The 14,197-nt window shown below is 61.4% G+C and carries 13 protein-coding genes; 7 read left to right on the top strand and 6 right to left on the bottom strand.

From position 1 onward, the window contains the following. Positions 1–221 precede the first annotated feature (221 nt). The 6 genes from lptD (at position 222) to apaH (ending at position 6,998) form a co-directional block, all read left to right on the top strand. Positions 222–2,597 carry an LPS assembly protein LptD gene (lptD, locus tag QDT79_RS07725; RefSeq protein ID WP_107226749.1) on the top strand — a complete coding sequence of 792 codons (2,376 nt, stop codon included), beginning with the start codon at positions 222–224 and terminating at the stop codon, positions 2,595–2,597. A gap of 65 nt (positions 2,598–2,662) precedes the next feature. After that, positions 2,663–3,964 carry a peptidylprolyl isomerase SurA gene (gene surA / locus QDT79_RS07720; RefSeq protein ID WP_033637077.1) on the top strand — a complete coding sequence of 434 codons (1,302 nt, stop codon included), beginning with the start codon at positions 2,663–2,665 and terminating at the stop codon, positions 3,962–3,964. Continuing rightward, a complete protein-coding gene (gene pdxA / locus QDT79_RS07715) occupies positions 3,942–4,943 on the top strand; it encodes a 4-hydroxythreonine-4-phosphate dehydrogenase PdxA (protein ID WP_373275478.1) in 1,002 nt (333 codons plus the stop codon). The genes surA and pdxA overlap by 23 nt, the downstream gene beginning before the upstream one ends. Next, positions 4,936–5,754, top strand: coding sequence for a 16S rRNA (adenine(1518)-N(6)/adenine(1519)-N(6))-dimethyltransferase RsmA (gene rsmA / locus QDT79_RS07710; RefSeq protein WP_060422426.1), 819 nt, complete (start codon positions 4,936–4,938; stop codon positions 5,752–5,754). The genes pdxA and rsmA overlap by 8 nt, the downstream gene beginning before the upstream one ends. 12 nt (positions 5,755–5,766) lie before the next feature. Beyond that, entirely contained in the window at positions 5,767–6,144 is a 378-nt protein-coding gene (gene apaG, locus QDT79_RS07705; RefSeq protein WP_019455040.1) for a Co2+/Mg2+ efflux facilitator ApaG/CorD, read from the top strand. Positions 6,145–6,146: 2 nt separating this feature from the next. Beyond that, complete coding sequence (gene apaH, locus QDT79_RS07700) at positions 6,147–6,998, top strand: bis(5'-nucleosyl)-tetraphosphatase (symmetrical) ApaH (RefSeq protein ID WP_063991429.1); 852 nt, start codon at positions 6,147–6,149, stop codon at positions 6,996–6,998. A gap of 44 nt (positions 6,999–7,042) precedes the next feature. On the opposite strand, the gene QDT79_RS07695 is transcribed toward apaH, so the two are convergent. From QDT79_RS07695 to QDT79_RS07680, 4 genes are all read right to left on the bottom strand, one after another. Beyond that, positions 7,043–8,932 (bottom strand): PhoX family protein, encoded by a 1,890-nt coding sequence (locus QDT79_RS07695; RefSeq protein ID WP_308316366.1) that lies wholly within the window; start codon positions 8,930–8,932, stop codon positions 7,043–7,045. Positions 8,933–9,112: 180 nt separating this feature from the next. Continuing rightward, positions 9,113–9,595: a type 3 dihydrofolate reductase gene (gene folA / locus QDT79_RS07690; protein WP_038873402.1), complete on the bottom strand. Its 483-nt coding sequence runs from the start codon at positions 9,593–9,595 to the stop codon at positions 9,113–9,115. A gap of 143 nt (positions 9,596–9,738) precedes the next feature. Then, entirely contained in the window at positions 9,739–10,203 is a 465-nt protein-coding gene (locus QDT79_RS07685) for a threonine/serine exporter (RefSeq protein ID WP_033637072.1), read from the bottom strand. Further along, positions 10,200–11,000, bottom strand: a complete 801-nt coding sequence (locus QDT79_RS07680) for a threonine/serine exporter family protein (protein ID WP_197767001.1) — start codon at positions 10,998–11,000, stop codon at positions 10,200–10,202. The genes QDT79_RS07685 and QDT79_RS07680 overlap by 4 nt, the downstream gene beginning before the upstream one ends. A 127-nt stretch (positions 11,001–11,127) precedes the next feature. On the opposite strand from QDT79_RS07680, the gene QDT79_RS07675 reads away from it, so the two are divergent. After that, the gene (locus QDT79_RS07675; RefSeq protein ID WP_308316365.1) at positions 11,128–11,742 is read left to right on the top strand and encodes a LysE family translocator; all 615 of its coding nucleotides are present in this window, start codon (positions 11,128–11,130) and stop codon (positions 11,740–11,742) included. A gap of 35 nt (positions 11,743–11,777) precedes the next feature. Here QDT79_RS07675 and kefC read toward each other — a convergent pair whose 3' ends face one another. Both kefC and kefF read right to left on the bottom strand, forming a co-directional pair. Then, positions 11,778–13,631, bottom strand: a complete 1,854-nt coding sequence (kefC, locus tag QDT79_RS07670) for a glutathione-regulated potassium-efflux system protein KefC (protein WP_063991432.1) — start codon at positions 13,629–13,631, stop codon at positions 11,778–11,780. Continuing rightward, the gene (gene kefF / locus QDT79_RS07665) at positions 13,624–14,181 is read right to left on the bottom strand and encodes a glutathione-regulated potassium-efflux system oxidoreductase KefF (protein WP_107226746.1); all 558 of its coding nucleotides are present in this window, start codon (positions 14,179–14,181) and stop codon (positions 13,624–13,626) included. The genes kefC and kefF overlap by 8 nt, the downstream gene beginning before the upstream one ends. Between the last annotated feature and the right edge of the window lie 16 nt (positions 14,182–14,197).

Raw genomic sequence — 14,197 nt, 5'->3', positions numbered from 1 at the left:
CTCAATTATCATGCCGAAAGCCGCCGTCCCCCTTCGCTTCAGGAAAGGGTGCAGGCGATTTTTCCTAGAATTTGGATTATCATACCTGTCATTTATCTTTGCGCCTAACGACGACGCAAGTAAACGGCTGGATTTAGCACTAGCGCAACGCAGATGAGTAATATAGTCTCTGACCGTTTGCCGGACATGACGCCTCTGATGACGGAACACCAAAACCGCGTATGAAAAAAAGTTTCCCAACACTGCTGGCCACGATGATTTGGACGGCACTCTACAGTCAGCATGCGCTGGCTGATCTGGCCGAGCAATGCATGCTTGGCGTTCCCGTTTACGACAAGCCTTTGGTCAGCGGCGATCCGAACAGCCAACCGGTGACCATCAATGCCGATGACTCGCGCGCCGACTACCCGAAAAGCGCGCTGTTCAGCGGCAACGTGCATGTCGAGCAGGGCAACAGCACCCTGACCGCCAAAGAAGTTGAGCTGAACCAGACGCAAAACCCGGGCCAGGCGGAGCCGGTGCGCACCGTCACCGCCACCGGCGACGTGCACTACAGCGACAATCAGATCAAACTGAAAGGCCCGAAGGCCTGGTCGAACCTGAACACCAAAGATACCGATGTCTATGAAGGCGACTACCAGATGGTAGGCCGTCAGGGGCGCGGCGACGCCGACAAGATGAAAATGCGCGGCGCCAACCGTTACACCATTCTGGAAAACGGCACCTTTACCTCCTGTCTGCCAGGTGATGACAGCTGGAGCGTGGTCGGTTCAGAAGTGATCCACGATCGCGAAGAGCAGGTGGCGGAAGTATGGAACGCCCGCTTCCGCATCGGCGGCGTGCCGGTGTTCTACAGCCCGTACCTGCAGCTGCCGGTCGGCGACAAGCGCCGTTCCGGCTTCCTGATCCCGAACGCCAAGTACGGCAGCAACAACGGCTTCGAGTTCATGTTGCCGTACTACTGGAACATCGCGCCGAACTACGACGCCACCATCACGCCGCACTATATGTCCAAGCGCGGCCTGCAGTGGCAGACCGAGTTCCGTTATCTGGTGCAGCCGGGCCTCGGCCTGATGGAGTTCGACTGGCTGCCGGACGACAAGGAATACGGCAAAGACAATGACGACAGCAAACGCTGGCTGTTCTACTGGAACCACAACGGCGTCATGGATCAGGTGTGGCGCTTCAACGTCGACTACACCAAGGTCAGCGACTACAAATACTTCACCGATCTGGACTCCAAATACGGCTCCACCACCGACGGCTACGCCACGCAGAAATTCAGCCTCGGCTACGCCAACGAGAACTGGAACGCCACGCTGAGTTCCAAGCAGTTCCAGATCTTCGACACCACCGACCGTACCCGGTCTGACACCTATAAGGTGCAGCCGCAGCTGGATCTGAACTACTACAAAAACGACCTCGGCCCGTTCGATTTCCATATTTACGGCCAGGCGGCCAAGTTCACCAGCGTCAACCCGTACAGCCCGGACGCCACCCGTCTGCATATGGAACCGACGCTCAACCTGCCGCTCACCAACGGCTGGGCCAGCCTGAACACCGAAGCCAAGCTGATGGCGACCCACTACCAGCAGGATATTCCTGACGGTTTCGCCGCCAACTATGAAAGTCGTAAGAGTACGCAGAACAATCCGGTTACTGCGCCAAACCTCGACAACTCGGTCAACCGTGTGCTGCCGCAGTTCAAGGTCGACGGCAAGCTGGTGTTCGAACGGCCGATGATCTGGGCCGAAGGCGCCACCCAGACGCTGGAGCCACGCGTGCAGTACCTGTACGTGCCGTACCGCGACCAAAGCAACATCTACACCTACGACACCACCCTGCTGCAGACCGACTACTCCGGCCTGTTCCGTGACCGCACTTACAGCGGCCTGGATCGCATCGCTTCGCAGAACCGCGTGTCTACCGGTGTGACCACCCGTATTTATGATGACGCGCTGGTTGAACGTTTTAACGCTTCCGTGGGTCAAATCTACTACTTCAGCCGTTCGCGCACCGGTGACCGGATGACCGGTTACGACAACAACGACGACACCGGCAGCGTGGCCTGGGCCGGCGATACCTATTGGAAAATCGACGATCGTTGGGGCCTGCGCGGTGGCCTGCAGTACGACACCCGCCTGAACAGCGTCTCGCTGGGCAACGGCGTGGTGGAATACCGCCAGGATGCCGAGCGCGTGGTGCAGCTGAACTACCGTTACGCCACGCCGGAATACATCAAAACGGCGCTGAACACCAATGAGATTCCGGCCTACCAAGACGGCATCTCGCAGGTGGGCATCACCGGCAGCTGGCCGATCGCCGATCGTTGGGCGGTGGTCGGGGCGTATTATTACGACACCCGCGCCAAACAATCCGCCGATCAGCTGGTGGGGCTGAAGTACAACACCTGCTGCTGGGCGGTGACCCTGGGCTATGAGCGCAAGGTTACCGACTGGAACAACAGCAACAATACCAGCGTTTACGACAACAGAGTTTCGTTCAACGTCGAACTGCGCGGCCTGAGCAGCGATCATAGTCTCGGTTCCGCAGAAATGCTGCGCTCCGGCATTCTGCCGTATCAGCGTGCATTCTGACGCTTTGCAACACTTTGAAAACGAGAACTTTCACCCGCATTTGCGGATTACATAATGGGAAATGTATGAAGAACTGGAGAACGCTTATTCTCGGATTGGTGGTTTGCGCCAATGCCGCGTTCGCAGCACCCCAAGAAGTGGATAAAGTCGCCGCCGTCGTGGATAACGGCGTGGTACTCGAAAGCGACGTCAACGGTCTGTTGCAGTCAGTGAAGCTCAACGCCCAGCAGGCCGGCCAACAGCTGCCGGACGACAAGACGCTGCGCCATCAGATCATCGAACGCCTGATCATGGATAACATCCAGCTGCAGATGGCCAAGAAAATGGGCATCACCGTGTCCGACGCCGATCTGGACAAGGCGATCGCCAATATCGCCGCACAAAACAAGATGAGCGTCGATCAGCTGCGCAGCCGTCTGTCGTACGAAGGGTTGAACTACAACACCTACCGTTCGCAGATCCGCAAAGAGATGCTGATCTCCGAAGTGCGTAACAACGAAGTGCGCCGCCGCGTCACCATCCTGCCGCAGGAAGTGGACGCGCTGGCCAAACAGGTGGGCGCGCAGAACGGCAGCGACACCGAAATGAACATCAGCCACATCCTGATCCCGCTGCCGGAGAACCCGTCGCAGCAGCAGGTCGACAAAGCCGAAGAGCTGGCCAAACGCCTGGTGGGCGAAATCAACAGCGGCGCCGACTTCGGCAAGCTGGCGATCACCTACTCCGCCGATTCTCAGGCGCTGAAAGGCGGCAATATGGGCTGGGGCAAACTGCAAGAGATCCCGACCCTGTTCGCGGAACGTCTGGTGAGCGCCAAGAAAGGTGACGTCGTCGGCCCAATCCGTTCCGGCGTCGGCTTCCACATCCTGAAGGTGAACGACATTCGCGGCGCCAGCCAGTCGGTGTCGGTCACCGAAGTGCACGCCCGTCACATCCTGCTGAAACCTTCGGTGGTGCTGACCGACGATCAGGCGCGCGCCAAGCTGCAATCCGTTGCGGAAGCGATCAAGAGCGGCCGCGCCAAGTTTGCCGACGAAGCCAAACAGTTGTCGCAGGATCCGGGTTCCGCCATGCAGGGCGGCGATCTGGGCTGGGCTTCCCCGGACATCTACGATCCGGCCTTCCGCGATGCGTTGCTGAAGCTGAGCAAGGGTGAAATCAGCGCGCCGGTCCACTCTTCCTTCGGTTGGCACCTGATTCAGCTGCTGGATACCCGTCAGGTGGATAAGACCGACGCCGCGCAGAAAGATCGCGCTTACCGCATGCTGTTCAACCGTAAGTTCGCCGAAGAGGCGCAGACCTGGATGCAGGAACAGCGCGCCCAGGCTTACGTGAAGATCCTCGATGGCAGCGATGCACAGCAATAAACGCGTCGTCATTACCCCCGGCGAACCCGCCGGGGTAGGGCCGGATTTGGTGGCAGCGCTGGCGCAACAGGATTGGCCTGTTGAGCTGGTGGTGTGCGCCGATCCGGCCCTGCTGCTTGAACGCGCCCAACGTTTGGGCCTGCCGCTGACGCTGCGCGACTACCAGCCGCAGCAACCGGCCAAGGCGCAACGCGCCGGCACGCTGACCGTGCTGCCGGTCCCGCTCGCTCACCCGGTCACCGCCGGGGAGCTGAACGTCGGCAACAGCGCCTACGTGGTGGAAACCCTGGCGCGCGCCTGCGACGGCTGCCTGAACGGCGAATTCGCGGCGCTGATCACCGGCCCGGTGAACAAGGGCGTGATCAACGACGCCGGCGTGCCGTTTATCGGCCATACCGAATTCTTTGCCGATCGCAGCCGCTGCGATCGCGTGGTGATGATGCTCGCGACCGAAGAGCTGCGCGTGGCGCTGGCGACCACCCACCTACCGCTGCTGGCGGTGCCGGGCGCCATCACGCAACAGAGCCTGTTCGAAGTCATCCGCATCCTCGATCACGATCTGAAAACCAAATTTGGCATCGCCCAGCCGCACATTTACGTTTGCGGTCTGAACCCCCACGCCGGGGAAGGCGGCCATATGGGGCACGAAGAGATAGACACCATCATCCCGGCGCTCGACGCGCTGCGCGCTGACGGCATCCATCTTGTCGGCCCGCTGCCGGCGGACACCCTGTTCCAGCCCAAATATCTGCAAGATGCCGATGCGGTGCTGGCGATGTATCACGATCAGGGGCTGCCGGTGTTAAAATACCAAGGGTTCGGCCGCGCGGTGAATATCACCCTCGGTTTGCCTTTCATACGCACCTCGGTCGACCACGGTACCGCTCTGGAACTGGCCGGCACCGGCACCGCCGATGTCGGCAGTTTCCAAACGGCCCTGAATCTCGCCATTAAAATGATAATTAATTGTAATGAATAACAGAGTCCACCAAGGGCACTTTGCCCGCAAACGCTTTGGACAAAACTTTTTAACCGATCAGTTTGTCATCGATAGCATTGTCTCCGCCATTCACCCGCAGCCGGGCGAAGCGGTGGTCGAGATCGGCCCCGGCCTCGGCGCACTGACCGAGCCGGTCGGCGCGCGCATGGACCGCATGACGGTGATCGAACTGGACCGCGATCTGGCCACCCGGCTGGAGAACCACCCGCGGCTGAAAGACAAACTGACCATCCACCAGCAGGACGCCATGACGGTGAATTTCGCCGAACTGGCCGAGGAAGCTGGCCAACCGCTGCGCGTATTTGGTAACCTGCCGTACAATATTTCGACGCCGCTGATGTTCCACCTTTTCAGCTATACTCAGGCAATCCGCGACATGCACTTTATGTTGCAAAAAGAGGTGGTCAACCGTCTGGTGGCCGGCCCGAACAGCAAGGCCTATGGGCGTTTGACCGTAATGGCGCAGTACTACTGCAACGTCATTCCGGTGCTGGAAGTGCCGCCGACCGCGTTCGCGCCGCCGCCGAAGGTCGATTCCGCCGTGGTGCGTCTGGTGCCGCACAGCGTGCTGCCGAACCCGGTGGGCGACGTGCGCATGCTGAGCCGCATCACCACGCAGGCGTTCAACCAGCGGCGGAAAACCATCCGCAACAGCCTGGGCGACCTGTTCACGCCGGAGCAGCTGACGGAGCTGGGCGTCGATCCTTCGCTCAGAGCAGAAAATATTTCTGTGGCGCAATACTGCAAGCTGGCGAACTGGCTGTCAGCCAATCCGACGCCGCAGCAATAAGGAGTTGTTGTCATGATTGATTCGCCCCGCGTGTGTATTCAGGTTCAGAGCATCTATGTGGAATCACAGTCGATCCCTGAAGAAGAGCGTTACGTCTTCGCCTATACCATCACCATCCGCAATCTGGGGCGGAGCGACGTGCAACTGCTGGGCCGTTACTGGCTGATCACCAACAGCAACGGCCGCCAAACCGAAGTTCAGGGCGAAGGCGTGATCGGCGAACAGCCCGTCATTCCGCCCGGCGGAGAGTTTCAGTACACCAGCGGCGCCATTCTGGAAACGCCGCTGGGCACCATGGAAGGCCATTACGAAATGGTGGACCATCAGGGTCAACCATTCCGCACCGCTATTCCCGTGTTTCGCTTAGCCATTCCAACGCTGATCCATTAATTATGTCGACATACCTTATCGGCGACGTTCACGGTTGTTACGATGAACTGAAGTCGCTGCTGGCTCAGGCTGCTTTCGATCCCGAGCGCGATCGGCTGTGGCTGACCGGCGATCTGGTGGCGCGCGGCCCCGCCTCGCTGGACGTGCTGCGCTTCGTGCGCTCACTCGGCCCGGCGGTGCGCATGGTGCTGGGCAACCACGATCTGCACCTGCTGGCGGTCTACGCCGGCATTAGCCGCAACAAGCCCAAAGATCGCATCACCCCGCTGCTGGAGGCGCCGGACGCCGACGAGCTGATCAACTGGCTGCGTCGCCAACCGGTGCTGCAGGTGGACGATGAGCAAAAGCTGGTGATGGCGCACGCCGGCATTACCCCGCAGTGGGATATCGACACCGCGAAAATGTGCGCGCGCGAAGTGGAAGCGGTATTGAGCAGCGACAGCTACCCGCTGTTTCTCGACGCCATGTACGGCGACATGCCGAACAACTGGGCACCGGAACTGAGCGGCCTGGCGCGCCTGCGTTTCAGCACCAATGCGTTCACGCGCATGCGCTACTGCTTCCCCAACGGCCAGCTCGACATGATCTGCAAAGATGCGCCGGGCACAGCGCCCGCGCCGCTGAAACCGTGGTTCGAGCTGCCGCGCCTGGTGGATCCGGAATACACCATCGTCTTCGGCCACTGGGCCTCGCTGGAAGGCAAGGGCACGCCGGAAGGCGTGATCGGGCTGGATACCGGCTGCTGCTGGGGCGGCGACTTGACGATGCTGCGCTGGGAAGACCGCCGTTACTTCACGCAGCCCGCCAATCGCGGCGAGGCGCCTGATCACGCCGGCAGACTGGCCGCATCCTGAAATCATAAAGGCGGCCCCAGGCCGCCTTTGTTCCCTTTACCGCTTTACGCCCCAATCACCCCGCCATCTTCGCGCGTGATCATCAATACCGATGAACGTGGGCGCGGGCTGTTGTTCGGGAAGTGCGAATCGCCCTCTTCTCCCGGATGCTGTACGTTGACGAACATCGTCTTGTAGTCCGGAGTGAAAGTGATACCGGTCAGTTCGCAGGACTTCGGCCCCACCATGAAACGGCGAATTTCGCCGCTGACCGGATCGCCCACCAGCATCTGGTTGTTGCCCTGCCCGGCGTAATCCCCCTTGTTGCTGTACTTGCCGTCGGTGAGGATCCACAGGCGGCCGGCGCGATCGAAGCCCAACCCGTCCGGGCTGTTGAACGTGTTGTCCGCCGTGATGTTCGGCGTGCCGCGGTTGACGCCTTCCGGGTGGGCAATCGGGTTGCCACACAGCGCATACATGTCCCAGGCAAAGGTGCCGGCGGTGGCGTCGCCGCCTTCGTCCCAGCGAATGATCTGGCCATAGATGTTGTTCGGCCGCGGGTTGGCGGCGTTCAGCGGCATCCCTTCCTCACCGCGCTTGCTGTTGTTGGTCAGCGTGCAGTAAGCGCGGCCGTCATGCGGGTTCACCGCGATCCACTCCGGGCGATCCATTTTGGTGGCGCCGACCTGCTGCGCCGCCTTGCGGGCGAAGATCAGCACTTCGGCCTCATCGCGGAAGCCGTTCTCCGGCGTCAGGCCGTTCTTGCCGAACTCGAGCGCAATCCAGCGTCCTTTGCCCTTCAGCGGCGTGCCGGCTTCGTCGCCGTCGAACTGCGCCACGTACAGCGTTCCCTCGTCCAGCAGCGTGCGATTGTTGGCCGGATTGGCAGCGTCGACCACGCCTTTGGAAACGTACTTGTAGATATGCTCGCCGCGCTCGTCGTCCCCCATGTACACCACCAGGCGGCCATCTTTGGCCACGGTCACCGCCGCATTTTCATGCTTGAAGCGGCCCAGCGCGGTGTGCTTGATGGGCGTCGAGGTCGGATTCAGCGGATCGATTTCCACGATCCAGCCATGGCGGTTGAATTCGTTGGGGTTCTTCGCCACGTCGAAGCGCTCGTCATAGTCCGGCCAGTTACGCTCCGGCTCGCTGACCTTCAGCGTGTAGCGCTTCTGTTCCGGCGTGGTTGGGTAATCGGCCTGGCGGGTGCCGAAGTAGGTATCGAAGTTTTCTTCGCAGGTCAGATAGGTGCCCCACGGCGTCTTGCCGTTGGCGCAGTTGCCGAAGGTGCCCAGCACCTTGCGGCCGCTCGGATCGGCGGCGGTCTGCAACAGCGGATGCCCGGCGGCCGGGCCGCTGAACTGCATGTCGGTGTTGGCGGTGATGCGGCGGTTATAGCGCGACGGGCGCTCCACTTCCCACCGCTGGCCGTCGCCGACGCGCTTTACCGCCACGATGGAAACGCCGTGCGCCGCCTGCGATTTACGCACCTCTTCCAGGCTGGTGGCCTTGGCGCCGCCGTGAGCGAACAGGTACTGCTCGTTGACGTATTCGTTATTGATGGCCATCACACCGTGGCGATCGTCGATCGGGAAGAAGCTCATGCCGTCGTTATTGTCGCCGAACTGTTTTTCCTGATCGGCGGCGCTGTTGTTGCCCTGCGGATCAAAGGCCGGCGCGCCGTCCACCAGCGGTTCCCCCCAGGAGATCAGCACCTCCGCGCGGTAGCCCGGTGCAATGGTCACCTCGTCGGCGGTAGAGGCGGCGATGCCCTGAAAGCCCAGCAGTTTGTTCGGCGGCAGATCCTCGGCCAACGCCTCGGCGGAGACCGACCAGATGCCGCCGCCGAGAAAGCCGGCCAGGCCGACGGCACCGGCGCTGCCGAGCAGCAGTTTGCGGCGAGTGGGATCGATCAGGCGGTCGGCGTCTAATTGCTCAATTTGCTTGGTCATAGCGTGGTTACCTTTTTAGTTATGGCGCCGCGGTCAAGATTCACCAGAGTTGCCGAGGCGCTCGGAGTTGGGCTTCATACTAATCAGGTAATGTGACGGAAAGGTTACGAACGACGGGCGCAAAAAGGCCGGGGGCGCAATTGCTTGCGCCCCCGGGGAGAGTTGGCTAACGCGCTGAAATCAGCGGCGCTGCAGGATCTCGAAGCAGTAACTGTGCGAGTTCAGATCGTCGGCGTCGTGGAACTCGCTGAACGTGGTTTCCCATTCGTCCGGCTCGTAATCCGGGAAGTGGGTATCGCCGCCGACCTCGGCGTCGATGTGCGTCAGGTACAGGCGATCGGCGCGCGGCAGCAGCTGGGTATAGATGCGCCCACCGCCGATCACCATCACTTCTTCCACGTCGCCGGCGGCGGCCAGCGCTTCATCCATCGAGGTCACCCAGGTCACCCCGGCTTCGCTGCCCGGACGGCTGCTCAAAACGATATTGTGGCGGCCCGGCAGCGGGCGGCCGATGGACTCGAAAGTCTTGCGGCCCATAATAACCGGCTTATTCAACGTGTTGCGTTTAAACCACGCAAGGTCCGCCGGCAGGTGCCACGGCATGGCGTTTTCCATGCCAATAACGCGATCCGCCGCCAAGGCAGCGATCAGGCTGATAATCATTGTTTAACCCTGTGTAGGCAGCAAAATTGGTGACACTATACGTAAAGGCCTGAGTGCCGTCGATAGGCTAATCAAGCAAGATGAATATATAAGATAGCTCTTATCAGTATATCTAATAACCAACGATCTCCGGCCGAGAAATTTCACACGCCGGGGCGTTTGCGGTACAGCCACAGGCCCGGTAACGACAGGCCGATCGACAACGCGCCGACGATGAAACTGGCCTTGAGAAAGTTGGTGATCATGGTCTCCATCAGGGCTTCGCTGTAGCCCAGATGCGAGATCTCTACCACAGTTATCATCGCGGTATAGGCGGAAATGCCGGGGAACATCGGGATCACCGCCGCCACGGTGAACACCTTCGGGTGCGCCAACAGCCAGCGCGACCAGTAGATGCCGATGATGCCGATCAGGATCGCCGCCAGCAGCGAGGCCCACTCGATGTTCATACCGCCGTGCATCATCAGCATGCGCGAACCGCGCCCGATGGCCCCAAGCAGCGCGCAATAACGCAGCGCGCGCAGCGGCACGTTGAACACCATGGCGAAGCCCAGCGCCGGCACCGCCGCCAACAGCATTTCCTGCAACAAGGCCCACAGCAGACTCATGACCACCCCCGCAGATCCCACAACGACATCGCCATCACCACCCCGATGCAGGTCGCCAGCGTCAGCAGGCTGGCCATCGCCCAGCGCGCCAGCCCGGTATTGACGTGCCCCTTGAACATGTCGGCCACCGCGTTGATCAGCGGGAAGCCCGGCACCAGCAACAGCACGCTGGCGGCCATCGCCACGCTCGAGGTGTCTTTAAACGCCGGCAGGCGCAGCAGCAGCCCGGAGATCGACGTAGCGACAAACGCCGTCAGGCAAAAATTGATCAGCGGATTCATCTGGCGGGCGGTGAGAATTTGGCGCACCAGCATCGCCGCGCCGCTGGCGATAAAGGTCACCAGGAAAGCATCGCCGCCGCCGCCGTTGAGCATGCTGAAGCACCCGCAGGACAACCCCACCATCAGCACCACCAGCCAGCGCGGGTAGCGTAACGGTCGGATCCTGTCAAAGCGGCGCGCCACGTCGTGCGCATCCGCCAGGTGGTGCTCGGCGAGGATCACGATATGCTGCACTTCGGTCACCACCTGCATATTGATGCCGCGATCGACGTTCTTTCGGGTGGTGGTCAGGCAGGCGCCGTGGCTGAGGGTGGTCAACACCACCGCATTGGCGGAGATCGAGCTTTCCACGCTGTCCATCCCCAGCGCCAGCCCCAGGCGGGTCGACAACTGTTCCACCACCGTGCTCTCGGCGCCATGCTGCAACAGCAGCAGCGCGCATTGAATGCACAGGCGGGTAATCTCACGCTGTTGCCGATGTGGCTCCGGCCTCTCTGTGGCGGTAGTCTGCTGCATGGTGCTCCGTCGCTGGCTGTAGATGAATAATTATCATAGAGCCTAACAATACCTCATTGGGTTGATGCGCATCAGAGGAAGCGGCGTTATTATCGCCAGAACTCTGTCTTTTGCGCGAGACGCTCCCATGCTTGAAACTTCGCTGTTCGTCGCCGGCATTGCCGCCCTCGGCATGCTCTCCCCCGGCCCGGATTTTTTCCTGGTGATCAAAAACGCCGCCCGCTATCCGCGGCTGGCCGCCATGATGACCGCCTTCGGCGTGATCTGCGGCGTCGCCACCCACATGTCCTACTGCGTCGCCGGGCTGGCGGTGGTGATTACCACCACGCCGTGGTTGTTTAACCTGCTGAAATACGCCGGGGCGGTCTATCTGATGTGGATCGGCATCCAGGCGCTGCTGTCGCGCGGCGGCGGCAAGATGAACGTCAGCAATCTGCCGCAGCAGCAGGTCAGCCTGAAGAGCGCCTTTGCGCAAGGCTACCTGTGCAACCTGCTGAACCCGAAAGCCACCCTGTTCTTCCTGGCGGTATTTACCCAGGTGTTGCAGATCGATTCCGGCCTGGGCGACAAGCTGTGGTACGCGGGGATTATTCTCGGCCTGTCGGTCATCTGGTGGCCACTGCTGGTGTTCCTGATCCAGAGCAGGCCGGTGCGCCGCGGGCTGGAAAAGACCCAGAAGATCGTCGACAAGCTGCTGGGCGGTATGCTGATCGCCTTGGGCATCAAGGTCGCGCTGAGCTAAGCAAAAAAAGGGGCGCCATCACGGCGCCCCTACTCTTATCCTTTGGCTTCCACCACGTCGTCCTCCGGCGCCTTGCCGTCGATACTGCCGCGCCAGCCGGTCTGCTGCACCCGTGCCAGCCGATTCTGATCCTGCTCGATGGCCGCGCTGAGCATCTCCTTGGCCCGCTGCAGGCTGGCGATGCGGAACTCGGTGTCCTGATAATTCTCCAGCGTATCTTCCAGCATCTTCAGGTTATAGCGGCGGAACGTGTCCGCCTTCTCGCGCGCCTCATAGGCGTCCAGCCCCAGCAGTTCCAGCGTTTCACGGCCGATGCGCAGCGAGCTTTCAAAGGTTTCGCGCTCCGGTTTTTCCACCCCCAGCTGCCGCAGCTGATACCAGTGATCGACGTCGCGCGCTCGCGCCACCACCTTCAGATGCGGGAAGTGCTGCCTGGCCAGCTCGGTTAACGCCAGGCTGTCTTCCACGTCGTCGATGGCGTTGATCAGCACCTTGGCGTGGGCGGCGCCGGCGGCCTCCAGCAAATCGGCGCGCGTGGCGTCGCCGTAGAACACCTTGGTGTCGAATTTGCGCAGCGTCTCGATATGGTCCGGATCGTGATCCAGTACCACGGTGTGTACGCCGTTGGCCAACAGCAAACGGCCGGCGATCTGGCCGAAACGGCCGAAGCCGGCGATGATCACGCTGGCATTCTCGTCGTCGATAACGTCAGCCGGGCGCTCCTCTTTCGGCGCATTTTTCTCCAGCTGCGCGGCGATCACCAGCAGCAGCGGGGTAGCCGCCATTGACAGCGCCACCGCCAGCGTCAGCGACTTGGCCCATTCAGGCGGCAGTACGCCGGCCAGCTGCGCGGCGCTGAAAATCACGAAGGCGAATTCACTGCCCTGCCCCAGCAGAATGGCGAACAGGCCGCGCTGGCGCTTCGGCACGCCGAGCAGCGGCCCTATCAGCCACAGCAGCGCCGCCTTGATCAACATAAAGCCCAGCAGCAGCGAGGCGATCAGCAGCGGATGATGGAACAGCGTGCCGAAGTCGATCGACATGCCAACGCCGATAAAGAACAGCCCCAGCAGCAGCCCCTTGAACGGCTGAATATCGCTCTCCAGCGCGTGGCGGTATTCCGAGCTCGCCAGTAGCACCCCGGCCAGGAACGCCCCCATCGCCATCGACAGCCCGGCCATCTCCAGCAGGATGCCGAAACCGAACACCAGGAACAGCGCCACGGCGCTGAACACTTCGCGCATGCCCGAACGGGCGACGAAGTGCAGCAGCGGGCGGGTGACGTAGCGGCCGAGCAGTACCACTATCGTCAACGCGCCCACCACTTTGGCCGCCGACAGCACGAAAGCGCCCAGCGTGGTGGTGGCGCCGCTGCTGGCCAGCAGCGGGATCATCGCCACCAGCGGGATCGCCGCAATATCCTGGAACAGCAGCACCGCAAACGCGCTGCGGCCGATCGGCGACGGCGTCAGGTTGCGTTCGCTCATCGCCTGCATGGCGATGGCGGTGGATGAGAGCGCCAGCGTCAGGCCTATCAGCAGCGCCACCTTCCAGTTAAGGCCAAGGAAATAACAGAAGGCGCTCAGCGCCAGGCCGCAGCCCACCATCTGAATGCTGCCGCCGCCGAACACCGAGGCGCGCAGCGTCCACAGCCGCTTGGGATCCAACTCCAGGCCGATGATAAACAGCATCAACACCACGCCGATCTCGGCGAAGGTCAGGATCGACTCGGCGTCCGACACCAGCTTCAGCCCCCAGGGGCCGATAATGCAGCCGGCGATCAGGTAGCCGAGCACCGAGCCCAGCCCCAATCGCACCGCGATCGGCACGAACAGCGCCGCGGAGCCGAGGTAGATCAGCCCCTCGATCATCATGTGGTGGTTATCCATGGCTGGCCTCCCGAGTTTCAGCTTCGGCATGTTCCATCAGGTAGTCGACCAACCGCTGCCGGTAGGCTTCGCCGGCGGCAAGCAGCGCCGGTTCGTTGCAGGTAAAGGTGTTATGCAGGGCGAAATAAGGCTGCCAGTTCATGCCGCAGTAAATCGCCGTGGCCTGCAGCGGCTGCGCCAGCGCGGCGAAGTTGGGAAAGTCGCCCAGCTCGAAGTGGTGCTCGTCGCCGCCGCTTGTCACCGCCCACAGGCAATCTTTACCCACCAGCGCATTGCCGTCGTGGCCATAGGCCCAGCCGTGCTCCAGCACTTTGTCGATCCATAGCTTCAACAGCGGCGGGAAGCTGTACCACTGCATCGGATGCTGCAGCACCACCATGTCGGCGCGCGCCAGCGCCCGCTGCTCGGCGTTGATGTCGATATTGAAATCGGGGTACAGCTCATACAGCGAGCGCACCTCTACCTCGGGAAGATCCCTCACCGCCTGCAGCAGGCGCTGATTGGCATGCGAATGCCGGGGATACGGGTGAGCATAAATTATCAGAATCATTGTTATCGTCGTTCCT

The organism is Serratia marcescens (assembly GCF_029846115.1).
In the GTDB taxonomy this organism is placed as follows: domain Bacteria; phylum Pseudomonadota; class Gammaproteobacteria; order Enterobacterales; family Enterobacteriaceae; genus Serratia; species Serratia marcescens_L.
This window is presented reverse-complemented; position numbering and strand designations above follow the sequence as displayed.

Coding starts and splice junctions, on each gene's coding strand:
- lptD (WP_107226749.1), top strand. CDS start 222: ATGAAAAAAAGTTTCCCAACACTGCTGGCCACGATGATTTGGACGGCA.
- surA (WP_033637077.1), top strand. CDS start 2,663: ATGAAGAACTGGAGAACGCTTATTCTCGGATTGGTGGTTTGCGCCAAT.
- pdxA (WP_373275478.1), top strand. CDS start 3,942: ATGGCAGCGATGCACAGCAATAAACGCGTCGTCATTACCCCCGGCGAA.
- rsmA (WP_060422426.1), top strand. CDS start 4,936: ATGAATAACAGAGTCCACCAAGGGCACTTTGCCCGCAAACGCTTTGGA.
- apaG (WP_019455040.1), top strand. CDS start 5,767: ATGATTGATTCGCCCCGCGTGTGTATTCAGGTTCAGAGCATCTATGTG.
- apaH (WP_063991429.1), top strand. CDS start 6,147: ATGTCGACATACCTTATCGGCGACGTTCACGGTTGTTACGATGAACTG.
- QDT79_RS07695 (WP_308316366.1), bottom strand. CDS start 8,932: ATGACCAAGCAAATTGAGCAATTAGACGCCGACCGCCTGATCGATCCC.
- folA (WP_038873402.1), bottom strand. CDS start 9,595: ATGATTATCAGCCTGATCGCTGCCTTGGCGGCGGATCGCGTTATTGGC.
- QDT79_RS07685 (WP_033637072.1), bottom strand. CDS start 10,203: ATGAGTCTGCTGTGGGCCTTGTTGCAGGAAATGCTGTTGGCGGCGGTG.
- QDT79_RS07680 (WP_197767001.1), bottom strand. CDS start 11,000: ATGCAGCAGACTACCGCCACAGAGAGGCCGGAGCCACATCGGCAACAG.
- QDT79_RS07675 (WP_308316365.1), top strand. CDS start 11,128: ATGCTTGAAACTTCGCTGTTCGTCGCCGGCATTGCCGCCCTCGGCATG.
- kefC (WP_063991432.1), bottom strand. CDS start 13,631: ATGGATAACCACCACATGATGATCGAGGGGCTGATCTACCTCGGCTCC.
- kefF (WP_107226746.1), bottom strand. CDS start 14,181: ATGATTCTGATAATTTATGCTCACCCGTATCCCCGGCATTCGCATGCC.